The sequence below is a fragment of the Glycomyces tritici genome (assembly GCF_030403505.1).
The window spans coordinates 162,183-186,578 of record NZ_JAUEMJ010000001.1; the positions used below are offsets into that span (position 1 = coordinate 162,183).

Below are 24,396 nucleotides of genomic sequence, written 5' to 3' on the forward strand. Positions count from 1 at the left end.
GCCAAGGGGTTCCAGCAGGCCGGACGGAAGACCGGGGCGCTCCCGTCCGACTGCTACGCTCGGTGGTCGTGACCCGCATCCTTCCCTCCTGGTTCGTCGAACGCATCAACCCCGTGCCCGACGAGGACGACCTCCCGGTCTCCACACTGGAGCTGTTCTTCGACCTCATCTTCGTCTTCACCGTCGCCCAGTTCACCGCGATCATCGCCCACGACCCGCTCATCGGCCTGCTCCAGACCGTGCTCATGTTCGGCTTCCTGTGGTGGATGTACGCCGGGTACTCCTGGCTCACCAACGTGATCCCGCCCGAGCGGCCCGCCCGCCGCATCCTCCTGCTGATCGCCATGGCCGGATGGCTCGTCATCGCCTTGACCATCCCGGCCGCCTTCCACGGCGGCGGCGGCATCTGGATCGCCGTCGGCCTGCTCATCGTCGTGCTCGTCCACGGCCTGATGTACCTGCAGGCCGCCCGCGCCTTCGGGGCCGTGTTCGCCGCCAACCTCGCCGCGGTCGCGGCCGTCTTCGCCGCCGAGATCGGCCCCGAAGGCCTGTGGCGCTACGTGTGCTGGGGCCTGGCCTCGGCCATCGTGTGGTCGGTGCCGATCTGGCACGGCCAGCGCGGCCTCCGCCTCCACCCCGCGCACATCACCGAGCGGCACGGCCTCGTCGTGATCGTCGCCCTCGGCGAGTCGGTGGTGGCCATCGGGATCGGCGCGGCCGGCCTGCCGATCGACGCGGACCTGCTCGTCGCCGCGGTCCTCGGACTCGCGATCGGGGCGTGCATGTGGTGGTCGCTGTTCGTGCGCGACCTCCCCGCGACCGAGCACGTGCTCACCTCCACGACGGATGCGGTGAAGCGGGTGCGGAAGGTCCTGGCCGGCCTGTCGTACGCGTTCATCCCGGTGCTCGTCGGCATCCTGGTCACCGCCGCGGGCCTGAAGAAGGCGGTCGGCCACGCCACCGAACCGCTCGGCCTCACCGCCGCACTGCTGCTCTCCGGCGGCGTGGCGATGTTCCTGCTCGGCACGGCCGGACTGCGGTTCTCGATGCCGCTGCCCAGGCCCTGGGAGCGCGTGGCCCTCGCCGCCGCGGTCCTCCTGATCGCCCCGCTCGGCCTCGTCAACACGGCACTCCAGTTGGGCGCCGTGGTGATCGTCCTGGTCGCAGGGCTCGAGATCGAGCGGCGGACGACTAGATCGGCACTGAGTCCAGCGCCTTCGGAATGACCAGCGGCGTCCCGGTCTCGGGGTCGTCGATGATCCGGCAGGGAAGGTCGAAGACCTGCTTGACCGTCTCGGCGGTCACGATGTCGGCCGGGGCGCCCTCGGCCACCACCTCGCCCCCGCGCATCGCGATGAGGTGCGTCGCGTAGCGGGCGGCCTGGTTGAGGTCGTGGAGGACCGCGACGAGGGTGCGGCCCTCGCGGTGGAGCTTCGCGCACAGGTCGAGGACCTCGATCTGGTGCGTGATGTCGAGGAACGTCGTCGGCTCGTCCAGCAGCAGCAGCGGCGTCTGCTGGGCGAGCACCATGGCGATCCACACGCGCTGGCGCTGGCCGCCCGAGAGCTCGTCCACGCCGCGGGAGGCGAGTTCGCTGATGTCGGTGGCGGCCATGGCCTCGGCGACCACGTGCTCGTCCTCCGCCGACCACTGCTTCAGGATGCCCTGGTGGGGGTAGCGCCCGCGGGCGACGAGGTCGGCGACCGTGATGCCGTCGGGTGCGATCGGCGACTGCGGGAGCAGGCCGAGGCGGCGCGCGACCGCGCGGGTGGGCTGGGAGTGGATGTCCTTGCCGTCCAGCAGGACCCGCCCGGCGGAGGGTTTCAGCATGCGCGCCAGGGCTTTGAGGAGCGTGGACTTGCCGCACGCGTTGGGGCCCAGGATGACGGTGAACTCCCCCTCGGGGATGTTCACACTGAGGCCTTCGCTGATGGCGACGCGGCCGTAGCCGATGGTGGCGTCCTCGACGACGAGCGGACCTGCGGTCACGACATGACCCCCTTCTTGCGTTGAGCGATGAGCAGCCAGATCAGGTAGACGCCGCCGACCACGCCGGTGACGACCCCTGTGGGCAGTTGGCGGTCGCCGAGGCCGGCGACGGCGATCATGTCCGCACCGGTGACGATGAGGGCGCCGACGATCGCGGAGAGCATGAAGCTCCTGGTGGAGCCGGTGAGGCGGGCCGCGATGTGCGGCGCGGCCAGTGCGACGAACGCGAGCGGCCCGGCGACGGCCACGGCCCCCGCGATGAGGACCGAGGCGGTGACGAGCGCGGCGACACGGGTCCCGGTGACGCGCACGCCGAGCCCGGTCGCGCTCGCCTCGCCGAGGCGCAGGGCGTCGAGGCCGCGCGACAGGAGGACCACGTTCACCGCGCCCGCGAACAGGACGACGGCGACGACGGCGGCCTGCTCCCAGTTGCGGCCCGAGAGGTCGCCGGTGAGCCAGTAGACCGCCCGGAAGGCGTCCACGATGGTCGTGCGGGTGAGCAGGTAGCCGTTGACGCCCGCGAGGATCGCCGCGACCCCGATGCCCACCAGCACGAGCCGGTACCCCGAGGAGTCGCCGCCGCGCGTGAGCGACCAGATCACCAGGCCGGTCGCGAGCGCGCCGAGCGCCGCGAATCCGGCGGTGAGCTCGAGGGTGGCGTCGGTGAGGATGATCGCGATGAGCGCCCCGGTGGTCGCGCCCTGGGTCAGGCCGAGGATGTCGGGGCTGCCCAAGGGGTTCCGGGTGAGGTTCTGGAAGAGCGCGCCGGAGAGGCCCATGCACGCGCCCACGGCGAGGCCGGTGGCGAGCCGCGGGAGGCGCAGGTCCCAGAGGATGAACTCGTCGCCTTTGGTGCCCTCGTCGAGCAGTGCGGCCCAGGTCCGGTCGAGGCCGAGCGCGGTCGAGCCGGTCGCGGCCGACCACAGGCTGACGGCGGCGAGGACGGCGAGGGTGCCGAGGATCGCGGCGATCGTGCGGTGGCGCAGGCGGATCGAGGCCGCGCCGACCCGCAGGACCGTCGATCCGGAGGTCAGGGAGCTCACAGCCGGGCCACCTTTCTGCGGCTGACCAGGTAGAGGAAGAACGGGCCGCCCGCGACGGCGCAGACGATGCCGACCTGCACCTCGGCGGGGCGGGCGACGATGCGGCCGAGGATGTCCGCTGCCATGAGGAACGCCGCGCCCGTGAGCATCGAGTACGGGAGGACCCAGTTCTGGTCCGGCCCGGTGAAGGCCCGGACCATGTGCGGGACGACGAGGCCGACGAAGACGATGGGGCCGCAGACGGCCGTCGCGGTGCCCGCGAGGACCGTGATCGCGAGGATGCCGGCGACGCGGAGCACGCGCGGGTCGACGCCGAGGCCGGTCGCGGTCGCGTCCCCGAGGGCGAGGGCGTTGAGGGGCCGGGCGAGGAGCACCCCTCCCGCGGCGGCGATGCCGATGAGCATCACGACCGGCAGCATCGGCGCGACGTGCGCGTTCACGAGCGACCCGACCGACCAGAACCGCATCTGGTCGAGGGTGGCCGCGTCCATGAGCTGGACCGCCGAGACGTACGCGTACCCGGCGGCGGTCACCGCGGCGCCGGCCAGCGCGAGGCGCGCGGGGGTCGCACCGGCGGCGCCGGCGATGAGGTAGACGGCCACCGAAGCGGCCGCCGCGCCGATGAACGCGAAGACGATGGTCTGGCCGAAGCCGAAGGAGCCGAAGAAGAAGGAGGCGGTGACGACGGCGGCGGCCGCGCCGGTGTTGACGCCGAGGAGGCCGGGGTCGGCGAGGGGGTTGCGGGTCATGGCCTGCATGAGCGCGCCGGCGAGGCCGAGGGCGGCACCGGCGGCGAGGCCGAGCACGGTGCGGGGCAGGCGCAGTTCGGTGACCACGGGGTAGGACTCGGAGCCCGGGTCGGTGAGGCCGTCCCAGACCTGGCCGAGGTCCATCGCGCGGGAGCCGACGGCGACGCTGACGACCGCGAGGGCGGCCAGGAGGGCGACGAGCGCCAGGAGTCCGAGGACCCTTCGGCCGGTGCGCGAGGGGGGCGGGGTGCCGCCCCCGGCCCGTGTCGCATCGAGCTCCGGGGCCTGCTCCCTGGCGCTTTGGGCGGTTGACAAGTGCGGTCTCCGGAGGGATAGTGGCTGCGGTTTTGTTTAGGCTAACCTAACCCCGATACCCCTGCCATCCTCGCTCTCCCTCTGAAGGAGTTTTCCGTGCCACTCCGCGCCCGCCCCGTGCTCGTCCCCGCCGGACTCACCCGCCGCGGCCTCTTCGCCGCCGGCGGCGGCCTCGGTGCCGTGTCACTCCTCGCGGCCTGCGGTTCCGACGAGGAGCCGGCCGCGGGGGGCGGCGCGTCGGGGTCGTTCAGCTTCCTGGACGAGCGGGACCAGACCGAGGTCGAGCTGGAGGCCGTGCCCACGAAGGTCGTCGCGTTCACCGGTCTCGCTGCGGCCCTGTACGACTACGGCGTGGAGGTCGCGGCGGTGTTCGGTCCGACGACGCTCGCCGACGGCTCCCCGGACATCCAGGCCGGGCGCATGCCCGTCGAGGGCCTCGAGATCCTCGGCAACGCGTGGGGCGAGTTCGACGTCGAGAAGTTCGCGCAGCTGAACCCCGAACTCGTCGTCTCCCACTACTACGAGGGCTTCGACCTCTGGTTCGTGCCTGAAGAGCGCCTTGAGGAGGTCCAGGCGCTCGCGCCGGGCATCGGCATCGAGGTCTCCAAGCCCACCATCGACGAGATCATCGACCGCCATGCGGCCCTTGCGCAAGCGCTCGGCGCGGACCTCGCGTCGGAGGAGAACGCGGCGGGCGTGGAGCGGTTCGGCAGCGCCGCCGGCGGTGTGGCCGCGGCGGTCGCCGACAAGCCGCTCAAGGCCGTGGCGGTCGGTGCGTGGCCCGACGGGCTGTACATCGCGAACCCGCCCACGTTCAACGTGCTCGCCAAGTGCGTGGAGCTCGGCGTCGACTTCGTCGTGCCCGAGAAGCCCGACCAGAACGGCTACTGGGAGCTCCTGTCCTGGGAGAACATCGACAAGTACGAGGCCGACGCGATCTTCCTCGACATCCGCACCGGGAACATCACCGCCGAGCAGCTGCTCGCGGACTACCCGACCTGGGCGGCGCTCCCGGCGGTGCAGGCCGGGCAGGTGTACGGCTGGAACGGCGAGCCCGTCTACTCGCACATCGGCGGTGCCGTTGAGCTGGAACGGATCACCGAAGGCCTCAGCGCCGCACAGCCCCTCGCGTGAGCATCGGGCTAGCCGCGGGGCCAGTGGCTGACGCCACGTGAGGGCCCCACTGCAGCGCGACCGAATCCAGTGAGGTTAGCCTAACCTCAGATCGGCCGGGCTGCGTCCGCGAGCCGTTCGCAGTCCGGCCCGCAAACCCCTTTCAAGAAGGAGAAACACATGGCTTTCGATGCCGACAGCGTCAAGTTCGGCCGCCGCGGCCTGCTCGCGGGCGGCGGCGCCCTCGGGCTCACCGGCGTGCTCGCCGCCTGCGGCGCGGGCGACGACGAATCCGGGGACGACGCTGCCGAATCGCAGCCCTGGGAGTTCACGGACGACCAGCCCGCCACCGTGAAGCTCGACCGGACCCCCGCCAAGATCGTCGCGTTCACCGGCATGGCCGCCGCGCTGTACGACTTCGGCGTCGAGGTCCCGGCCGTCTTCGGCCCCACCACCAATGAGGACGGCTCCCCCACCACCCAGGCCGGGAACCTCCCCGTGGCCGACCTCGAGGTCTTCGGCAACGTCTACGGCGAGTTCGACGTCGAGGCCTTCGCCGCCTACGGGCCCGAAGTGCTCATGACGCACTTCTACTACGACCCCGCGACCCTCTGGTACGTGCCGGAGGAGAGCCACGACGAGATCACGAGCCTGGCCGACGTCACCGCGCTCAACGTGGACGACGGCGCGAACACGCAAGACCAGATCATCGCCCGCCACGCCGAGCTCGCCGAGTCCCTCGGCGCCGACCTCGACTCGGAGGCCAACGCCGCCAACAAGGAGCGGTACGACGCCGCCGTGGAGGCCCTGAAGGCCGCCGTCCAGGCGAACCCGGTCAAGGTCCTCGCGTGCTCGGCCGCCGCCGAGACCTTCTACGCCTCGAACCCGGCCACCGGCAACGACCTGCGCTTCTTCGTCGAGCTCGGCGTCGACCTGATCGTGCCCGACGCGCTGGACGAGGCCACCGGCAACTACTACGAACTGCTCTCGTGGGAGAACGCCGACAAGTACCAGGCCGACGTGCTGCTGCTCGACAACCGCGTGCAGGCCCTCCAGCCCGACGCGCTCACCGAGTTCCCGACCTGGACCGCCCTCCCGGCCGTCCAGGAAGGACAGATCGTGGGCTGGGAGGCCGAGCCGATGTACGCCTACGGCCTCGCCGCCGCCTCCATCGAGGCGCTGGCCACCGCGATCCAGAACGCGAAGAAGCTCGTCTGAGGCGCATTGCTGAAGCGTGCGTACTGAGAAGGGGCGGGTCATGCGGACCCGCCCCTTCGCCGTGCTCCGGTACTACCGGATGTCGATCGTGATCACCGACGGGTCGTGGTCGGAGACGCCGTAGTTCCCGTAAGCGGGCTCCTCGCCGAACTCGTAGGCGTCGGCCGGGTAGTCCGCGTTGATGTGCGCGGACACCGCGGACTCGACCTCGCGCAAGAGCCTCGGCGAGACGAACATCTGGTCAAGGGTCTGCGTCTGCCCCATGTACGTGTAGGAGTAGGCCGCCTCAGGGTGCTCCTCGACCATGTAGTCGTACATGCTCGAGAGGCCGGAGTCCTCGTAGAGGCCCGCGAGCTGGTCGGACGGGCCGACCCAGTCGCCCGCGATCACCTGGCCCTCGGCGAACGGGTCGTCCGGGCGCGGGAAGACGTTGAGGTCGCCGCCGGCCAGGACCTTCGCCTTGCGGTCGTGGTCGAGGATCGCCGAGCTGATGGCGGCCAGGTAGTTCGCCTGCTCGGTGCGGTGCAGCACGCGCGTGTTCGGGCTCGAGGAGAAGTGGTTGTTGATCAGGTAGATCTCCGAGGCCTTGAAGCCCCACTTGTCCTTGAGGTGGAACTTCGCGACCTGCGCCGGGCGGCTGTAGACGTCGAAGCCGTTGCAGGCGTAGACGCCCGAGTTCGTGCACTGGTCGACGACCGCTTGCGGCAGCGCCGCGTTGAGGGCCTTCGGGTTCTGCACGTCGGCGTTGATCGCGTCGGCCTCGGTCGGGTACTCGATCGCCGGCTCCGCGCCGAAGACCGGGTCCCAGCTCTTCACCTTCGAGAGCCCGGCCAGCTTGGGCTGGTAGAGGAAGCCGGTCATGATGCCGCGGGTGTCGGCCGAGTCGAGGTCGCCCGCGGCCGTGTAGGCGGGGCCGCCGTTCTCGGCGATGACGAGCGCGAGCTCCTGGATCGAGTCCGGGGCGCCGTCGCCGCCGGTGTTGGCGTCACCGGCGTTCACCAGGTCGCACACGAGGCGGTCGGCGCCGAGGTCGGAGCGTTTCGTCCACTCGGGGTTGACCGAGCAGACGTCCTGGGCCTCGCCCTCCTGGGTCATCAGGATCGCGGGGCTGTGCAGGTCGTCCATGATCTGGCCGGCCTGGCGCAGCAGCTGCGCCTCGTACTCCTCATAGGAGGCCGGGACGTAGTTGAACGGCGGCTTGACGTTGCCCTCGGGGTCCTCGGCGTCGGTGCAGCCGCCGTTCCCGGTGAAGTCGCAGCCGGAGTTCGGGTTGTCGCGGAAGTCGTAGAGGTTCTCGATGTTGTACGAGGCGATCGTGGCCTCGTTGCGGCCCGCGGGCTCGACCGGCTCGTTCTCGGCCGGCTCGAGGCCGCCTTCGAGCGCGAGGTCGTTCGCGACCTGGATGCCGTACTTCGCGAACGAGAGGTACACGCCGCCGGTGTTGGCCTCGGTGATGACGTCGTAGGTCTTGGCCGGGGCGATGATCGTCTCGTTCGTGCCCTCGGTGGCGCGGATGCCCATGTCGCCCATGACGAACAGGTAGCCGTTGCCGTCGTCGAAACTGCCTTCGACCGTGTCGAGCGGGTGCGCGTCGCGGTAGGCGCGGGAGGCGAAGCCCTCCTGCTGGGCCGCTTCGCTGTCGCCGCGCATCGCCCAGACCTCGCCGCCGCTGGAGTACACGTCGCGCCCGGCCGTCACGACCGAGTCGGCGGGGACCGTGAGCTGCATGCCGAGGTGGCGGCGGAAGTACTCGGTGGAGGCCTTCGCGTCGTTCGGCGGGTCGACCACGACCTGCTCGACCGCCGCCAGGGGGTCCAGGCCCGACTCGACCACGTCGTAGACGAAGGTGGAGCCGCCGCTGAACTGGACGTTCCCGAAGTAGTTGCCCACGACGGCGCGCACGACGATCTCGTCGCCCACCTGCACGTTCCAGTTCGCGCCCAGCTCGGCCTGCGCGGGCGAGCCGTTGAGGGTGCGGACCGTGTCGAACTTGTTGTTGAAGACGAAGATCCCGTCGGAGGAGAGCGGGTCGCCGTCGGTCGCGTCCGCCTTCTCCTGCAGGAAGAAGCCCTTGTTGCCGGTGGTCTCCAGGGTCTTCTGGGTGACCACGCCCTGCACGTACACGGTCTGGCCGGCCAGGGGCGAGGTGAAGTCGGTGTCGCCGTCGGCGATCGAGCCCTGGACCTCGCCGATGTGCACGATGTCGATCTGCGCGGAGGCGGAGGAGGCGAAGAGGAAACCGGAGGCGCCGACGAGGACCGCGCCTGCGGCCGCCGCCGCGAGCCGGGCTCGCCGTCTGAGGGAACGCACAGGAATGCTCCAATGCTGTCGAACGGGACCTCGGCGCGAAGGCGCCCGAGGCGGATGATGGGGGCGGTCTTCACTCAACCGCAACAGCGGGTCGAAAGCAAGGCTTCAGAGTGAATTCCTCGTATCATCCCATGTCTATTTCCGAGGAGGGTTCCGGCGGCGGCCGGTCCCGGTCCTATGCGGCGGTGAGTCGGTAGACCGCACCTGCTCCGCCCGGCGTGAGCTCCGAGGTCATCAGGTAGACCTCGCCATTCGCGTCCACGTCGATCGACCAGAGTCGACCCTTGAGCGGCGCCTCGTCGGGGAACGGGAGGTCGAGCACCTCGTGGCTCCAGCGGCCCTCGCCCGGTTCGGCGACGATGACCGTTCCGGCCCAGTCGGCGACGATCGCCTTGCCCTCGAACTGCGGCAGCTCGCTCCCCCGGTAGATCACGGCCCCGGAGCAGATGGCGCCGGTGCCGGGCCCGTACTCGACCGCGGGCGGCGTGAACGGCTCCGTGCAGACCGGCAGGGGCGCGGCGGCCTCGCCGTCGTAGCAGCGGCCCTCCACAGTGTCCTGCGGGTAGCCGAAGTTCGCGCCGGGCGCGGCGAGGTTCACCTCCTGGGCCTTGTCCGACCACATCGGCTCGGGGATGAGCAGGCCGATCTCGGCGTCCCAGTGCAGCCGCCACGGGTTGCGGTGGCCGTACGTGAAGACCTCGGGGGCTCCGGCCGCACCGTCCGCGAAGGGGTTGTCGGCGGGGATCGCGTAGGGCGCCTCCCCGTCGACGTCGATGCGGATCACCTTGCCGTGCAGGTCGAACGGGTCCTGTGCGAGGTCGGCGAACGTGGGCGAGCCCAGCCCGAGGTACAGCAGGCCCTGGTCGTCGAAGGCCATGTGGCCGCCGATGTGGTCGTTGATCCCGTGGTGGCGCAGCAGGACACGTTCGGAGGCGCGGTCGAGCGCGGTGCCCGCGGCGTCGAGCGTGAACTCGGCGAGGACGCCGGTGCGGCCGGAGCCCGACGGGGCGTCGGCGTCGGCGTCCTTGGTGTAGTAGACGAGGACCCGGCCGTTCTCGGCGAAGTCCGGGTGCGGGGCGAAGCCCGAGAGGCCGAGCTCGGGGCTGCGGTCGGGCCCGCTGACCGCGTCCGTGAGGTCGAGGAAGGGCACGGCCAGGACCTCGCCGTCCTCCAGGACGCTGATGCGGCCCACCTGGTCGCTGATGAGGAGGCGGCCGTCGCCGAGGTCGGCGATGTCGTTCGGGACGGCCAGCGCGTCGGTGACGAGCTCGAGGGCCGGCACGGGGTCGGGCTCCTCGGCGGGGGCGCAGGCGGTCAGGCAGAGCAGGACCGCCGCGGCGGCGAGGGGGACGGTGCGTCGCACGATGGACTCCAGTGGAGGCGAAGGGTTTTGGGAGCGCTCCACAATGCACTCCGATGCCCATCGTGCCATGCGCGGCAGGGGGCGGGCCGCGAAAAGCGGCCCGCCCCCTGTCCCGATCCGTCCGGGTCAGCCCCAGTAGCGGGGCGCGTAGTAGTCGGGCACTTCGACTTCGCCGAAGTCCATGCCCGCGCCCAGGTAGAAGCTCGGGTACTGCGGCTGGTTGTAGGTGGTCTGCTGGTTCGCCACGCCGACCCGGTACTGCGGGTCGTGCATGAGCGTGAACAGCTTGTGGTCGGTCACCTCGGTGGAGAGGAAGACGCGGATCGCACTGGAGTCGGCGGTGCGCACCAGCAGCTCCTCGCGCCAGTCGCCGAGCACGTCGGCCACCAGGCCCGGGTTGCCCTTCGTGTAGTTGTTCGTGAGGGTCCCGGCGGCGTCGAGCACGACCCCGTCCTGGTAGTCGCGGATGGTGGTCTCCTCGACCGTGGCGGCGTCGGCGCCGTGCACGAGCTGGGTCGTCAGGTCGGCGTCCCAGCGGATGCTCATGTTGGTGCCGGGCGTCGGCCCCGCGAACGGCTCACCGGTCGCGGTGAACACGCCTTCGGAAGCGCCGCCTGGCGGAAGCGAGGCCCACGCCTCGAAGCCCGGGATCGAAGGGTCGATGTCGCCGACCATGCCGCGGCCCGTGTCGCGGCCGGTGTAGCCGCCCCACAGGACCTCGCCGGTCTCCGCGTCCCGCATCGCGTAGCCGTACGGCGCCCATGCGCCGCCCTCGAAGACCGAGAAGATCTCCAGGCCCTCGCGGTCCGGGTCGAAGTCGCCCACGTGGAGGGCGTCGCCGTGGCCGAGCTTCGCGAGCGAGCCCGGGTTGTTGGCGTTCGGCGGCATCGTCGCGTACGAGGAGTACAGCAGCGAGCCGTCGTCGTCGAGCGTCGCGGCGCCGTAGACGATCTCCTGCTTGCCGTCGCCGTCCACGTCCGCCACGCTCAGCGAGTGGTCGCCCTGCGTGGTCAGCGTGCCCCACTCCGGGTCGGGCCCTTCGACGCCGTGCGGACCGTCGTTGAACGGGTTGGACATCGGGGCGTGGCCGGAGTCGGCCAGCCAGCGCTCCTCGAGGTTCCTGCCGTCCCAGTCGATCGCGGTGATGGTCGTCCGGGTGTAGTAGCCGCGGGCGAAGATCGCCGTCGGGTGCTCGCCGTCCAGGTAGGCCACGCCCGAGAGGAAGCGGTCGACCCGGTTGCCCGGCTCGATGCGGCTCATCGCGTAGTCGCCCCACTCGAGGCCGTCGTCGCCGCGCTGCACCGGGAAGTCGATGGTGTCCATCTCGAGTCCGGTGCGCCCGTTGAAGACCGTGAGGTACTCCGGTCCGGAGAGGACGAACCCGGCGAAGTTCCGCAGCTGGTTCCGCGTGGAGCGGGAGGGTGCGTAGACGTCGATGAAGTAGTCGGCGAGCGCTTCGGCGTCCTCCTGCGCGAGCGGGTACGCGAAGTCGAACTGGGCGTCCGCCCCGAGCGCGGCCTCGATGGTCGCGGGCCAGTCGCCCTTGACGACCTCGGGGTGCTCGTGCCAGCCCATGAAGACCTGCACGAGGTGGTCGTAGTAGCCGGCGGCGGAGAGGCGGTAGTCGTCCTGGTGGGTGACACCGGCCGCCACGTCGTCCTCGGGCAGGGTGATGAAGCGTTCCTTGTCGCGCACATACGAGGTCGACTTGCTGCCCGGGGCGGTCTTGAGCATGACCTCGGCGATGCCGTCGCCGTCGTAGTCGTACACCTGGAACTGGGTGTAGTGGGCGCCGGCGCGGATGTTCACGCCGGGCTCGATGCGCCAGAGGAGCTCGCCCTCCTGGGTGTAGGCGTCGATCATGACGGGGCCGGTGTAGCCGACCTGCGAGACGTCCTTGGAGTTGGAGGGGTCCCATTTGACGACGTACTCGTAGTCGCCGTCGCCGTCGAGGTCGCCGGGGCTGATGTCGTTGGCGCGGTAGGTGTACGCCTCGCCGGCGGGCGTGACGCCGTCGGCGGGCTTCTGCAGCGGGATGTCCAGGTGCCCCTCGGACCAGGGCGTGACCTCGTCGGAGATGTCGGTGGGCCAGCCGCGTTTGACGGCGACGACCCGGTACTCGGCGTCGGCGTCGCCGCCGGTGTCGAGGAAGTTCGTCGAGTCGGTGACGGTGGCGATCTTCTTGCCGTTCCGGAAGACCTTGAAGTTGGCGCCGGTCAGACCTGAATCGTTATAACCGGTCACTTCATCGGCGAGCAGGCGCCAGCTGAGGAACACGCCGTCGCCGGTCACGGCCGCGACGAGGCCGCGGTCGAGGCGTTCGAGCTGGATGTCGTCGTGGCGGCCGCCGCCGTGCGACTGCGCCGAGGCGGTGACCCCGGCACCGGCGAGCACGCCGACCAGGGACGCGGCGAGGACTTTGCGGAACATCGTGGGAGGACTCATGGAAGGGGGGCTCCTCGAAAGCGCGGAGGCCTGCGAAGACGCGTCGAAGTCGTGGAGGGGACGCGCCCAGACCTCAATTGAAACGATTTAACGCATCGAAGACTATCGACCTCACCCGCGCCTGTCAAGCGCTTCCCAAACCGACCGCCCTGTGACCGCCGGTACGCCGGGCCCCCCACAAAGCTCCCCCGCAACAGACTCCGGTACAGTTATGCCTCGTCCCGGTCGATTAGCTCAGCGGGAGAGCACTCGCTTCACACGCGAGGGGTCACTGGTTCGATCCCAGTATCGACCACCATGCCGCGCCTAATACAAGGCGCGATGTACGCGGGGTGCCTTGCACCCCGCGTTTCCGCGTTCATGGCCCGCTTCGCCGAGGTACGCGATCAGCGGCTTGAGTCCTTGCCGAACTCCCCTAACCTTGGACAGCCCGGTCGGCGGTGCTGACAACGAAAGTGCTCGAACCAGCAGTTCACACCTCGGCCCAGGAGCTCCGCGCGCTCGGCAAGTGCCTGGCGACCCCGTCCGGTTCGAACGCACCCTGGCACACCTGAACACATGCTTAGGGGCCCTGCTCGCTCTCAGTGCTCCAAGCGCTGCCAGTCCAGCGCCGTCTCCTCGCAATACGCGTCGCGCGTCTCAGTGCTGCTCGCGGCGGCGTGCAGGTAGAGGCCGGCATCGTTCCTAACGACGAGGTCCCCGCCCCGAACCAGCCCACCTTTCAGCCGAAGGGCCACAGCTCGAGGGCCTTGGGGCGACCGGTGGCCGCCCGCCAGGATCCGATCCGCGCCTCGACCTTCTGCCCCAACGCTAATCGCGCGACATCAAGACAGTCCTCGCACCGCACGAGCTGGCCGATGAAAGCTTCGAAGCTATCCGCGACGGGCCGAACCACCCTATCTTCGTCCACGTATACGATTCTTGGAGAATCCGGTCGAACCGCCGATGCATAATCAAGCATCACCGCATCATGACCACCAGAGGGAGTGCGAAAGGCAACCACCCCTATGTCCGGGTAGCCCCACTCTTCGATGAGATACCGGCTTCCCCCGACTTGCGCGTCGATCCCCCACGATCCACCGATTCCTCGAATTGCGGAGATCGCAAAATGATCCTCGTTCCACGATGTCGGGAAGTCGGTGAAAAAGCATCTCCTATATGGAACACCGCCGTTCTGAGCACGCAGTATTTCCAGGTACGCCCGCGGCAGCTTCACTCCCAGCCGGCGTTCTGCTGATTCGACCATCCCCGCCTGAAGGGAGGGAGCGGTGTAGTGGTCCATCCCCTCCTCGAATGAGAAGTTCATGGTCACTTCTTACCCCAGATCGAGGAGCCGCCGGTATGACGGGTCGCGTCGTGGCGAACGTCGATGGAAGGTTCGGCACCGGTCCTCCCCGGCGGGCTGTACATCGCCGCGTACGGCACCGGGACGCTCAACAGGTTCGCGTGGAGCAGCGCGGTGGCCGCCAGCGTGCAGGACGCCACGGCGATCGCCTCAAGGAAGGAGGGAGATCGACCGCGGCACGGTCGCCATGCGGCGAGCCGGCGGCGAATCACCGGCGGGATACCGGCGACTCACCTGCCGGCGCTTTCCCATCGTGCCGATGGCAGTGGGACTTCGTATCGCTCACGACCAGTCGTGATGGCCGCGATCCGCAATTTTCTAGTACACGATGGACATCGAAAGCGAGGTGATCGGGTGCCATAGCCTCGCCGGTCAATGTCCGGAACGTCGAAGACCGAACCACTCATGACCGATCACCCCAGCCCCTCCCGTCAGACCACTCGGCGCATGACCCGAGATCAGGCCGCAATACTCGTGGTCACCATCAGCGTCGGTGCGATCCTCGGTTCCATGGTGCTCCTCGGCGCCATGGCGCTCCCCGAGGAAACGGCCGAGGCCACCCGAACCGGCGCCCGTGCCGTCGGCCGTCGGCTCGGCGGATGCCGGAAGCGACGCACCAGAACCGGCGCTTGAGTACACGACTACGGCAGCGGTCGACCTGGAGACCCCGGAAGGCGTTGCGGCCCTGTGGCACGAAGCGCACGTCAACGTCGACTTCGCAGGGCTCGAGCCCCTCACGTGCGCGTATCCGGCGCCCATCGTCACCGAACGGCTGCTGTACACCGAAGCGCGCGAGCCGGAGAACGGGGACTACACCGTCCCGAACCTCTACTTGACCTCGCGCGAGCACGACGGCGACGTCGAGGTGGCGATCTTCATGCTCGCCGACGAGCCGACGTACGACTACGTCTGGGAGAAGGAGGCGAGGCCCGGCGACATCATCACGGTCATGACCGTCGTCGACGAAGACGGCGAGTGGAAGGTGTGCGACGTTGCGTCGTACTGACGGCGCATTTGTTGTCAGTGCCGGAGTAAGTGTCGAATGGCCTCGGGAGACGCTTCGGCAGTCGTCGCAGACCTTTCATTGCACCCGTGGACGCTGGTACGCCCGTGCCGACAGTGGTCGGTGGGATCGATGCGCCGGGCCGGAGTCGTGCGAGTGATGAGTCGCGCACAACGCGAACGGTAACCGTCCACTTACGATTTACTATCGCAACAAGGGAACTCGTAAAACCTGAGCAGCACTATGGATCTTGGAGACGATCGTGGGTAGGCTCTGGTCGCGTATCCGGTATCACGTTTAAGGATGAGTGACCATGAATGAAGCCGATGAGCAGCCGATGTCCGCATATGACCGCATAGGCGGAGCGCCCGCGGTCACCGAAGCGGTGGAGCGCTTCTACCAGCGCCTGCTCGCCGACGACGAGCTGTCCGGGTTCTTCACCGGCACCGACCTCGCCGTCCTCAAGCGCCACCAGGTCGCCCTGATCTCGCAGGTCCTCGACGGCCCCAAGACCTACGCCGGCCGCGAACTCGCCGAGGCCCACAAGGCCATGGACATCTCCGTCGGCCAGTACAAGGCCGTCGGCGCGCACCTCACCGCGGTCCTCGAGGAGCTCGACGTCCCCCGCGACATCATCGACCACGTCGGCCAGGTCCTCGAATCGGTCGCGCCCGACGTCATCGGGGCCGACTAGGCGCATGATCGACGCCGACCGGTTGAAGAAGAACTGGAGCCTGGTCGCCGCCCACGGCAGTCAGGTCCCGCTGTACTTCTACTCGACCCTGTTCCTCACCCACCCCGAGACGCGCGACCTGTTCCCCATGAACATGGCCGCGCAGCGCGACAAGCTCGTGACCGCGCTCGGCGCCGTGGTCAGCAATGTCGACACCATCGACGCGGTCGTCCCCACCCTCCAGGCGCTCGGCCGCGACCACCGCAAGTTCGGGGCGCTCCGCGGCCACTACCCCGCCGTCGGCGACGCCCTGCTGGCCACGCTCGAGCACTTCAGCGGCCCGCACTGGACCCCGGCGATCGCCGCGGACTGGACGGCGGCCTACGAGCTCGTCGCCGCGACCATGGCCGACGCCGCCGACGCGGCCGCCCACTACACCCCGTCCTGGTGGGACGCCGAGGTCGTCGCCCACGACCGCCGCGACCTCGAGACCGCCGTCATCACCATCGACCCCGGCACCCGGCTCGACTACCTTGCGGGCCAGTCGGTCTCGCTGTGCACCAGCCTGCGCCCCCGGGCCTGGCGCCAGTACTCCCCGGCGAACGCGCCCCGCACGGACGGCACCATCGAACTGCACGTCCGCGCCGTCGACGGCGGCGAGGTCTCGACCGCGCTGGTCTCCCTGCTCCGCCCCGGCGACACCCTCCGGGTCGGACCGGCCACCGGCTCGGCGCTCACCCTGCGCCCGGGCTCGGGCCGGATCGCGATGATCGCGGGCGGCACCGGCATCGCCCCGATGAAGGCGCTCGTCGAGCAGCTGGCCGCCGCACCCCGGCCGACCAGCCTGTACTGGGGCGCGCGCAGCCCGGCGGGCCTGTACTGCCTCGACCAGATGCGGGCCCTTGCAGCCCGGTACGACTGGCTCGAGCTGGTGCCGTGCGTCGACGAGGACCTCTTCGGCTCCGGCGTCCGCGTGGGCGCCCCGGCCGACCTGGCCGCCGCGCACGGGCGCTGCGCGGGCGCCGACGTGTACCTGTGCGGGCCGGCCGGGATGGTGGAGGCCAGCAGGAAGCACCTGGCCGGCGCCGGCGTCCCGGCCGAGGCCATCCACTTCGAGCCCTCGGGCGCGTGAGAGAGGACGTTCCAGCATGTACAACTATCGTTCGCGCGATGTGAAGGTCACCGTCGGGGAGGTCAACAACGCCAGGTTCTCGATGACGAGCCTGACCCGGCGCGGCTACCAGCCCGACGAGGTCCACCGCTTCCTGGAGCTCGTGGCCGACGAGCTGGCCAGCCGCGACCAGCGCGAAGCCGCACTGCGGATCGACGCCGAAAAGCTGAAGGAGGCGCTGCGGTCCTGGCAGTCGCAGCAGAGCTCCCTCCGGCTCCAGGCGCCGATCCCCGCGACGCCGACCTCGACGGCCGTCAACCTGGTCTCGCAGGCGCAGCAGCAGGCCGAGAGCTACGTCAACCAGGCGCAGCACTACTCGCGGCAGATCATCGCGCAGGCGCGGTCGCAGGCCTCCGAGCTCATGCGCCAGACGCAGGCGCGCGCCAAGGACGAGGCCGACCGGGCCGTCGCGGAGTACCGCCGCGACAACGAGGGCCGGCGCGACGCCGAAGCGGAGGACCGCATCAGGCAGCTGGTGCGGGCCCGGAGCTTCCTGGAGGCCGTGGAGGTCGCCGAGGAGCAGCTGCGCATGACCCGCGAAGGGCTCGAGCAGGAGGTCGCGAAGCTCCAGCGGGAGGCCTGAACCGGTGATGCCGCGGTGTCCGCTCCACCGGAGCGGGCACCGCGTTCGCGTCAGTCGGTGCCGGGCGTGCGCAGGGCGGCGCGGTACTGGCCCGGGCTGGTGCCGACGAGTTTCGCGAACTGGGCGTAGAAGTTGCTGCCCGAGCCGAAGCCGGCGGCGTAGCCGACGGCGGAGCAGTCCAGGTCGGTGGTGGCGAGGAGGCGCTGGGCCTCGGCGACCCGGCGGCGGAGCAGGAAGTCCCCCATGGTCATGTGCCAGGCCTTGCGGAACAGGGTCATGGCGTACTCGGTGTTCAGGTGCACCACGGCCGCGACGTCCGCCGCGGTGATCGGGTCCCGGAAGCGCTCCATGATGTACGCCGCCATGCCGAGGGGCCGCGAGGCCGGCCCGGTGCCGCTGGGCACGGCCGCGGCGCGCAGGGTGCGGCGCAGGAACGCGTGCACCTCCAGGAGTGCGGCGTCCGCGTCGCGGCCCGCGAAGTCCGCCTCCCAGCGCCGCCAGACGCTCGGCGCCGCGACATCATCGGGCAGGGCCGCGAGCGCCGGACGGCCCTCGAGGAGGACCCGCAGCTCGGCCGCCGGCAGGTCCCAGGTCAGGACCGTGGAGAGCGGGACGTGCGCCCAGCAGACCTCGGCGGGCTCGCCTTCGGGCGCGAGCAGCCGGTGCGGCAGGCTCGCCCAGAACACGGCCGACTGCCCCGCCTCGACGCGGAGGCTCCGCTCCCCGAACAGGTACTCGATGGCGCCGCTGGTGACGACGTTCAACTCGATGTCGTCGTGGCTGTGGGCGCCGTCCATCGCCGGGGCCGCCCCGTGGGCGACCCAGATCCCGGCGTGGGCGGGGGCCGCCACCGTTTCGTGCTTCACGAGGGGCGATGCTAGCCGAACAAAGGATCCCGGAAGAACGGCCAAGCGGACAGGATTCACGTTCGCCCGGTCGCGGCTAGGTTTGACCCCATGACGTCGACATCTGCGAGGAAGCACGCCGCGAAGCGCCCGCCCATGGGCTGGAACAGCTGGGACTGCTTCGGCGGTTCGGTGACCGAGGACCAGGTCGTCGCGAACGCCGAGTTCATGGCCGCCGAGCTGAAGCAGTTCGGTTGGGACACGGTCGTGGTCGACATCCAGTGGTACGAGCCGGACCCGGGCCTGCACCGCTACAACGACGTCGCCGACCCGGTGCTCGACGCGTGGGGGCGGCAGCTCCCGGCCCCGAACCGGTTCCCGTCGGCCGCGGACGGCTCGTTCAAGGCCCTGGCCGACCGCGTCCACGCGCTGGGCCTGAAGTTCGGCGTGCACATGATGCGGGGCATCCCGAAGAAGGCGGTCGACCTGGACCTCCCGGTCCTGGGCGGCGACACCACCGCGGCGCGGATCGCCGACCGCGAGAACGCGTGCACCTGGAACCCCGACAACTACGGCATCGACCACTCCAAGCCGGGCGCGCAGGCGTTCTACGACTCGCAGCTCGCGCTGTTCGCCGAGTGGGGCGTGGACTTCGTGAAGCTCGACGACGTCCTGCACCCGCCGGTGCAGCGCACCGAGATCGCCGCGTACTCGCGCGCGATCGACAAGTGCGGGCGGCCGATCGTGCTGAGCCTCTCGCCGGGGAAGGCCCTGTCCTTCTCGCACCTCGAGGAGCTTCGGGCGCACGCTGAGATGTGGCGGATCTCCGACGACCTGTGGGACGACTGGGGCGCGCTGAAGGAGATGTTCCAGCGCGCGGCCCGCTGGGCGCCGCACCAAGTGCCGGGCGCGTGGGGCGACGCCGACATGCTGCCGCTGGGGCGCATCGGCATCAAGGCGCACGTGGGCGAGGACCGCTTGTCGCGGTTGACGTTCGAGGAGCAGCGCACCATGCTCACGCTGTGGTGCATGATGCGGTCGCCGCTGATGTTCGGCGGGCACCTCCCGGACACGCCGCCCGAGACGCTGGCGCTGCTGCAGAACCCCGAGGTCCTGGCGCTGCTGGAGAGCCAAGGCAGCCGCGAGATCGTCCGCGACCACTCGCTGGTCATCTGGCGCGCCGAACTCGGCGACGCCGAGGCGTGCGCGGTGTTCTGGCTCGGCGACGAGGACGCGGACCTCGAAGTCCACCTCGCGGACGTCGGCAGCGGGGACCGGACCCGGGCCCGCGACCTGTGGGAGGGCGCCGAGGTCCCGGTGAAGGACGGCTCGTTCCGCGTGCGCGTTCCGGCGCACGGCGCCCGCCTGCTGCGCCTGGAGTGACGCGCGCGGCTGCGGTCTCGGGCGGCCCCGGCGGAGTTCCGCCGGGGCCGCTTCGTTTCACGCTCAGACGAGCTGCCACTGCTGGGCGGCGTTGTTCAGGCAGGTCCACTGCCTGATCTCGGATCCGGCCGCGGTGCCGAAGTTGTAGTTGTCGAGGCAGAGGCCGTTGTGGCGGTTGACGAGGTTGACGTAGCCGCCGCCGGCGTCGACGACCCGCCACTGCTGCACGTTGAGGTTGTTGCAGGTCCACTGCCGCACTTCGGCACCGGGTGCGGTGCCGAAGTTGTAGTCGTCCAGGCACATGTTGCTGTAGGTGTTGCTGATCGCGTGGTAGCCGTTGCCGAGGTCGTTGAGGAACCAGTCCTGGACGGTCTCGCCGTTGCAGGTCCACTGCCGCACTTCGGCGCCCGGTGCGGTGCCGAAGTTGTAGTCGTCCAGGCAGAGGCCGCTGTGGCGGTTGCGGATCTGCACCGGTCCGAGGTCCGGTTCGCCCGAGGGCCCCGCGAGCGCCGTCGCGGTGGAGACGGGCACGCCGAGATTCGGGGTGCCGTTCGCGTTCCAGGAGATCTTCTGCACCCGGGTGGTGCGGGTGGTGCCGCAGCCTTCGGTGGCCGAGTCGTTGGCGTGGTAGGCGATCCACGTCTCGGTGCCGTCGGGCGAGGTGAAGAACGAGTGGTGTCCGGGCGCGTAGACGCCGGCGGCGTCATTGCGCTGGAAGATCGGGTTCGCGTACTTGGTCCAGGAGCTCATCTGGAGCGGGTCGCTCCCGGTGTACTCGAGCATCCCGAGCTTGTAGTTGGGCCCGTTGCAGTGGCTGGCCGAGTAGGTGAGGAAGGTGCGCCCGTTGCGCTGGAGGGCAAACGAGCCTTCATTGACGGCCCCGTTCTGGGTCTCCCAGGAGAGGGTGGGCGCGGAGATCCGGGTGCCGTACGCGGAGGCCGTCCAGGGATTGGACATCGGCGCGATGTAGAGCGACTGCAGGCCGTCCCCGGCGAACGCCGAGAAGGTCATGTAGAGGTTCCCGTTGAGGCGCAGGGGGGCGGCGTCGATGGCCCAGCCGTTGTTCGGCATGAGGCCGAGGATGCCGCGGACGGTGTAGGGCCCCATGGGGTCTGAGCCGGAGCTCTGGGCGACGTGGGTGCGGCGGGCGCCGCCCGACTGCTCGACGGAGTAGTAGAGGTACCAGCGTCCGTCGATGAGCTCGAGGTGCGGGGCCCACATGGTGCTGCCGCCGGTGCTGACCACGACGGTCTCGGGGGCGCTGACGAGCCCGGCGATGGTGGCGGACTTGCGCATGACCACTTGGGAGGACCAGGTGGTCGCGACGTAGTAGTAGAAGCCGTTGTGCTGGACGAGGGTCGGGTCGGCGCTGTTGGGCACGTCCACGACGGGGTTGGTGAAGGCGGGGCCGGGTGCGGCTTCGGCGGGTTCGGCGCTGGTGAGGACGTGGGCGGCTGCTGCGAGGATCGCCGCGGCGAAGAGCGCGGCGGCGCTTCGCAGCATGCTGCGCGGACGGGGGGTCGACATGGCTGCTCCTTGTGAGGGTGTGCCGCTGCCCCTGCACGGGCGGTGGCGAGAGCATGGTGGCCACCATGAGATGTTCACGGTAACAACGAGGCCGTGCCGAAGTCAATCAATCGACGGAAATAAATACTGCGGCCTCAGCCGTCGCGGGCGGCGCGCCATTCCGGGGCGAGGACCGACCAGATCTCCATGTCGTGCCGCACGCCTCGGTGGAGGTAGGCCTCGCGGGCGACGCCCTCCTTGGTCATGCCGAGCCGCTGGGCGACGGCGATGCTGGCGGTGTTCGCGGTCGAGGTCCACCAGTCGACGCGGTGGATGCCGCGCACTTCGACGGCCCAGTCGATGATCGCGGTGACCGCCTTCGTGACCAGTCCCCTGCCCACGGCGGCGGGCTCGAGCCAGCAGCCGGCTTCGGCGGTCTCCATGCGGAAGTCCATGGTGCGGAAGAGGACGCCGCCGACGAGGACGTCGTCGACCCAGATCCCCCACATCCGCCCGGTGTCCGCGGCGGCCTTCTCCTCGAAGGTCGTCAGGATGCGCCGGGCGGCGTCGGCGTCGGCGATCGCGTCGGCGAAGGCGACGTACCGTCCGATGAACTCGCGGCCGCGGTCGACGTGGGCCGCGAGCTCCTCTGCCATGTCCGGCAGCAGGGGGCGCAGTTCCACGCCTTCGCCTAGGGAAGTCTTGAACATGCGTCCTCCGGATCTGACCGCGCCGACAGACGACATGCTCTCACATGCGGGGCGGGTCAGGCCTGCCCGGACGCGACGAGGGTGCACTCCGGTCTGGTCAGCCTCAGGTAGGAGGCGGCCGCGATGAGGATGCCGACCCCCCACAGCGTGTACCCCGGGATGACCACCAGAGTCCACCACAGTGGATACTCAGGAGAGAAGTCGCCTCTGGCCGTGTACGTGGTGCCGACGAGCCCGAAGTACCCGGTGAGGCCGCCGCCGACCATGAAGGCCGGGACCAGGACCAGCCAGCGCGGCACGTCCCGGCCTGCCAGCGGCACGACCCAGCGCGGCCAGATCCTTCCCCAGCGGTGGGCGAGGGCCGGCGGCAGCAGCGCGCCCGCCAGGCCGTACATGACGAGGAAGACCAGGGCGGCCGGGTCGGTCGGCGACCAGGGCAGTCCTCCGGCCAGTTCGGCGATGAACCGCGACGAGGCGCCGGCCAACGCCAGGTATGCCGCCGCATAGGCCCACCACGGGCTGGGGTCGGTGCGGCGCTCCGGTGAGCGGCCGTGCCGGCGGGCGCACTGCGGGCAGGCGTGCTGTTCGCGGCGCTGTATCGCCGCGGCGCAGCGCATGGTCAGTACGCCGCCGGCGACTCCGGCGCCGCGGATCAGGAACCCCGGCCAGTTCGCGGCGGTGAACTCGCCGAAGAGCGCGCTGACGAGGTCGAGGGCGAACATGAACGAGTACCCGGTCATCGCCGCGCCCGCGGCCCATCCCAGGACGATGGCGATGCGCGGCCGAGTGAGCGGCAGGCACGCCAGGACCGCGGCGGCGGCGATGGCCACCGGGGTCCAGCGGCCCGGGACGAAGGACTCGCCGAACGACGTGAAGCGCGGCGCACCCGCTGCGGCCCAGTAGATGTGGATGAGCGCGTAACCCGTGTTCCAGGCGGCGGCGACCTGGAGGAGCCGCTTGGTGGTCATTTCGCCGCCGGGACGCGCGGCGGCGGGGCGGGCAGCTCGGGGTCGGCGGTGTCGAGCGGCACCGCGGGCGAGCGGACGAGCCCGAACTGGACGCTCTGGCGCCGCAGCAGCGCGTCGAGGGCCCAGTCGACGGCGGTCCGGATGCGGTTGGCGGGCATGGCCATCAGGTGGTAGCCGCGGGTGACGACCTTCGCGGGCAGGCCCGAGAGGGGGATGCCGAGGGGTTTGGCGGCGGCCTGCATGCCGCCGAGGTCGACGACGAAGCCGAGGTCGTGGTGCTTGTAGGGGCGGGCGGTGCCGCGGCCGAGCGACGCGGCGATGTTGCGGGCGACGGCGTTGCCCTGGCGTTCGGCGTGCTGGCCGGTCATCGCGCAGATCTCGCCGGGCCGGGTCAGGTCGGGCACGGCGGCGGCGTCGCCGCACGCGTAGATCTCCGGGTGCCCGGGGACGGCGAGGAACTCGTCGACCTCGATGCGGCCTTGGAGGTGGGCGAGCCCGATGTCGGCGGCGACGGGGTCGGGGCGCACGCCCGCGCTCCACACGATGGTGCGGGTGGGGACGAACTCGCCGTCGGTGAGCGCGACGCCCGCGGCGGTGGCCTCCTCCACCGAGGTGCCGGGCCGCACTTCGACGCCGCGGCGGCGCAGCACGCGTGTCGCGGTGGCGCCCAGGCGGGGCGAGAGTTCGGGCAGGACCCGCTCGGCCCGGTCGAGGAGCAGCCAGCGGACCGTCTGGTCGCGCAGCTGCGGGTGCTTGCGGGTGAGGGCCTTGGTGAGCAGCTGCCCGGCGGCGGCGACCTCGGTGCCGGTGTACCCGGCGCCCACGACGACGAAGGTGCAGCGGGCGGCGCGCTCGACCGGGTCCTCGGCGGTGGCGGCCAGTTCGATCTGGCGGATGAGGTGGTCGCGCAGGTAGATCGCTTCGGGGATGCCGCGGAAGCCGTGGCTGTGCTCGGGAACGCCCGGGATGGGCAGGACCTTGTTGACGCTGCCGACCGCGAGCACGAGGCGGTCGTAGCCGAGTTCGCCGCGGGTCTCCTCGGGGTCGCGGAAGTGGACGCGCTTGGCGGCGACGTCGACGTGGTCGACGGTGCCGAGCACCAGGCGGACGCCGGGCAGGGTGTCGGTGAGCGAGACGGCGATCCGGCGCGGGTCGAGCACGCCGGCGGCGACCTCGGGCAGCAGCGGGAGGTAGAGCGAGTAGTCGGTCGGGTTGACGAGCACGACCTCGGCGCGGCCCTTGAGGTGCCGCGAGAGCTTGCGGGCGGCGTGGAATCCGGCGAATCCGGCTCCGACGATCACGATGCGGGGTTGGCGCATGGCTTGACTCCTATGGCGAGGCGGGAAGCTCGATCGCAATGGACTGTCGTCATTGACCGCGACCAGGTGGTTCTCGCTATAGGTTCATCTTGCATGCGACGCAACGGCTTGCGGGTCCCCCGCGAGGGGGAGCGCCCTCCCCTGCGCGAGGGGAACCGGGGAGCGGCGAGCGGGTCGCCGATGCGGCGCCCCGCGACACCGTACGGGAACGGGTGCGTGAAGCCCCTGCGGCGGCCGCCGCAGGGGCTTCGTCTACGCCACGATCGCTCAGGGGGCGAACGCGGTCGGTCACGGCCACCCGATACATCAGAGTGGGAGCGGACGGCTTCATCGGCGACGCGATCG

General features: G+C 70.4%; 21 protein-coding genes and 1 tRNA gene. 9 read left to right on the forward strand and 13 right to left on the reverse strand.

Annotated features, from left to right (window positions below; genetic code table 11):
• Nucleotides 1–68: 68 nt before the first annotated feature.
• Nucleotides 69–1,226 (forward strand): low temperature requirement protein A, encoded by a 1,158-nt coding sequence (locus tag QWI33_RS00725; protein ID WP_289953897.1) that lies wholly within the window; start codon nt 69–71, stop codon nt 1,224–1,226.
• On the opposite strand, the gene QWI33_RS00730 is transcribed toward QWI33_RS00725, so the two are convergent.
• The 3 genes from QWI33_RS00730 to QWI33_RS00740 are packed head-to-tail and all read right to left on the reverse strand — an operon-like array spanning nt 1,192 to nt 4,096.
• On the reverse strand, nt 1,192–1,989 hold the full coding sequence (locus QWI33_RS00730; RefSeq protein ID WP_289953899.1) for an ABC transporter ATP-binding protein: 798 nt from the start codon (nt 1,987–1,989) through the stop codon (nt 1,192–1,194). The two genes, QWI33_RS00725 and QWI33_RS00730, sit on opposite strands and share 35 nt — an antisense overlap.
• The gene (locus tag QWI33_RS00735; RefSeq protein ID WP_289953900.1) at nt 1,986–3,032 is read right to left on the reverse strand and encodes a FecCD family ABC transporter permease; all 1,047 of its coding nucleotides are present in this window, start codon (nt 3,030–3,032) and stop codon (nt 1,986–1,988) included. The genes QWI33_RS00730 and QWI33_RS00735 overlap by 4 nt, the downstream gene beginning before the upstream one ends.
• Complete coding sequence (locus QWI33_RS00740; protein ID WP_289953903.1) at nt 3,029–4,096, reverse strand: FecCD family ABC transporter permease; 1,068 nt, start codon at nt 4,094–4,096, stop codon at nt 3,029–3,031. The genes QWI33_RS00735 and QWI33_RS00740 overlap by 4 nt, the downstream gene beginning before the upstream one ends.
• 96 nt (nt 4,097–4,192) lie before the next feature.
• On the opposite strand from QWI33_RS00740, the gene QWI33_RS00745 reads away from it, so the two are divergent.
• Together QWI33_RS00745 and QWI33_RS00750 are read left to right on the forward strand one after the other, a co-directional pair.
• A complete protein-coding gene (locus tag QWI33_RS00745; protein WP_289953904.1) occupies nt 4,193–5,230 on the forward strand; it encodes an ABC transporter substrate-binding protein in 1,038 nt (345 codons plus the stop codon).
• 159 nt (nt 5,231–5,389) lie between these two features.
• Complete coding sequence (locus QWI33_RS00750; protein ID WP_289953906.1) at nt 5,390–6,427, forward strand: ABC transporter substrate-binding protein; 1,038 nt, start codon at nt 5,390–5,392, stop codon at nt 6,425–6,427.
• 72 nt (nt 6,428–6,499) lie between these two features.
• Here the strand turns inward: QWI33_RS00750 and QWI33_RS00755 are convergent, their stop codons facing one another.
• The 3 genes from QWI33_RS00755 to QWI33_RS00765 all read right to left on the reverse strand — a co-directional run bounded on the left by QWI33_RS00755 (nt 6,500) and on the right by QWI33_RS00765 (nt 12,545).
• Entirely contained in the window at nt 6,500–8,737 is a 2,238-nt protein-coding gene (locus QWI33_RS00755) for a hypothetical protein (RefSeq protein ID WP_289953909.1), read from the reverse strand.
• Nucleotides 8,738–8,912: 175 nt separating this feature from the next.
• Entirely contained in the window at nt 8,913–10,100 is a 1,188-nt protein-coding gene (locus tag QWI33_RS00760) for a PQQ-dependent sugar dehydrogenase (protein ID WP_289953910.1), read from the reverse strand.
• A gap of 126 nt (nt 10,101–10,226) precedes the next feature.
• A complete protein-coding gene (locus QWI33_RS00765; RefSeq protein ID WP_289953911.1) occupies nt 10,227–12,545 on the reverse strand; it encodes a rhamnogalacturonan lyase in 2,319 nt (772 codons plus the stop codon).
• Between the two features lie 223 nt (nt 12,546–12,768).
• Here QWI33_RS00765 and QWI33_RS00770 point away from each other — a divergent pair.
• Nucleotides 12,769–12,843, forward strand: a tRNA-Val gene (locus tag QWI33_RS00770).
• Between the two features lie 423 nt (nt 12,844–13,266).
• Here the strand turns inward: QWI33_RS00770 and QWI33_RS00775 are convergent.
• Together QWI33_RS00775 and QWI33_RS00780 are read right to left on the reverse strand one after the other, a co-directional pair.
• Nucleotides 13,267–13,851 carry an SMI1/KNR4 family protein gene (locus QWI33_RS00775; protein WP_289953912.1) on the reverse strand — a complete coding sequence of 195 codons (585 nt, stop codon included), beginning with the start codon at nt 13,849–13,851 and terminating at the stop codon, nt 13,267–13,269.
• Between the two features lie 2 nt (nt 13,852–13,853).
• Nucleotides 13,854–14,030, reverse strand: coding sequence for a hypothetical protein (locus QWI33_RS00780; protein ID WP_289953914.1), 177 nt, complete (start codon nt 14,028–14,030; stop codon nt 13,854–13,856).
• Between the two features lie 434 nt (nt 14,031–14,464).
• Between QWI33_RS00780 and QWI33_RS00785 the strand changes: the two genes are divergently transcribed.
• The 4 genes from QWI33_RS00785 (at nt 14,465) to QWI33_RS00800 (ending at nt 17,320) form a co-directional block, all read left to right on the forward strand.
• The gene (locus tag QWI33_RS00785; RefSeq protein ID WP_289953915.1) at nt 14,465–14,896 is read left to right on the forward strand and encodes a hypothetical protein; all 432 of its coding nucleotides are present in this window, start codon (nt 14,465–14,467) and stop codon (nt 14,894–14,896) included.
• A 310-nt stretch (nt 14,897–15,206) separates the two neighbouring features.
• Nucleotides 15,207–15,587: a group I truncated hemoglobin gene (locus tag QWI33_RS00790; RefSeq protein WP_289953917.1), complete on the forward strand. Its 381-nt coding sequence runs from the start codon at nt 15,207–15,209 to the stop codon at nt 15,585–15,587.
• A 4-nt stretch (nt 15,588–15,591) separates the two neighbouring features.
• Complete coding sequence (locus QWI33_RS00795; protein WP_289953919.1) at nt 15,592–16,698, forward strand: globin domain-containing protein; 1,107 nt, start codon at nt 15,592–15,594, stop codon at nt 16,696–16,698.
• A gap of 16 nt (nt 16,699–16,714) precedes the next feature.
• A complete protein-coding gene (locus QWI33_RS00800; protein ID WP_289953920.1) occupies nt 16,715–17,320 on the forward strand; it encodes a DivIVA domain-containing protein in 606 nt (201 codons plus the stop codon).
• Between the two features lie 50 nt (nt 17,321–17,370).
• Here QWI33_RS00800 and QWI33_RS00805 read toward each other — a convergent pair whose 3' ends face one another.
• Nucleotides 17,371–18,186: a helix-turn-helix domain-containing protein gene (locus QWI33_RS00805; RefSeq protein ID WP_289953921.1), complete on the reverse strand. Its 816-nt coding sequence runs from the start codon at nt 18,184–18,186 to the stop codon at nt 17,371–17,373.
• 90 nt (nt 18,187–18,276) lie between these two features.
• On the opposite strand from QWI33_RS00805, the gene QWI33_RS00810 reads away from it, so the two are divergent.
• Entirely contained in the window at nt 18,277–19,548 is a 1,272-nt protein-coding gene (locus tag QWI33_RS00810) for a glycoside hydrolase family 27 protein (RefSeq protein ID WP_289953923.1), read from the forward strand.
• A gap of 63 nt (nt 19,549–19,611) precedes the next feature.
• Here QWI33_RS00810 and QWI33_RS00815 read toward each other — a convergent pair whose 3' ends face one another.
• The 4 genes from QWI33_RS00815 to QWI33_RS00830 all read right to left on the reverse strand — a co-directional run bounded on the left by QWI33_RS00815 (nt 19,612) and on the right by QWI33_RS00830 (nt 24,051).
• Nucleotides 19,612–21,075 carry a family 43 glycosylhydrolase gene (locus tag QWI33_RS00815; protein WP_289953924.1) on the reverse strand — a complete coding sequence of 488 codons (1,464 nt, stop codon included), beginning with the start codon at nt 21,073–21,075 and terminating at the stop codon, nt 19,612–19,614.
• A gap of 134 nt (nt 21,076–21,209) precedes the next feature.
• A complete protein-coding gene (locus QWI33_RS00820) occupies nt 21,210–21,764 on the reverse strand; it encodes a GNAT family N-acetyltransferase (RefSeq protein WP_353895339.1) in 555 nt (184 codons plus the stop codon).
• 56 nt (nt 21,765–21,820) lie between these two features.
• Nucleotides 21,821–22,732: a hypothetical protein gene (locus QWI33_RS00825; protein ID WP_289953927.1), complete on the reverse strand. Its 912-nt coding sequence runs from the start codon at nt 22,730–22,732 to the stop codon at nt 21,821–21,823.
• Nucleotides 22,729–24,051 carry an NAD(P)/FAD-dependent oxidoreductase gene (locus QWI33_RS00830; RefSeq protein ID WP_289953930.1) on the reverse strand — a complete coding sequence of 441 codons (1,323 nt, stop codon included), beginning with the start codon at nt 24,049–24,051 and terminating at the stop codon, nt 22,729–22,731. Before QWI33_RS00830 ends, QWI33_RS00825 begins: the two co-directional genes overlap by 4 nt.
• Nucleotides 24,052–24,396: the final 345 nt, after the last annotated feature.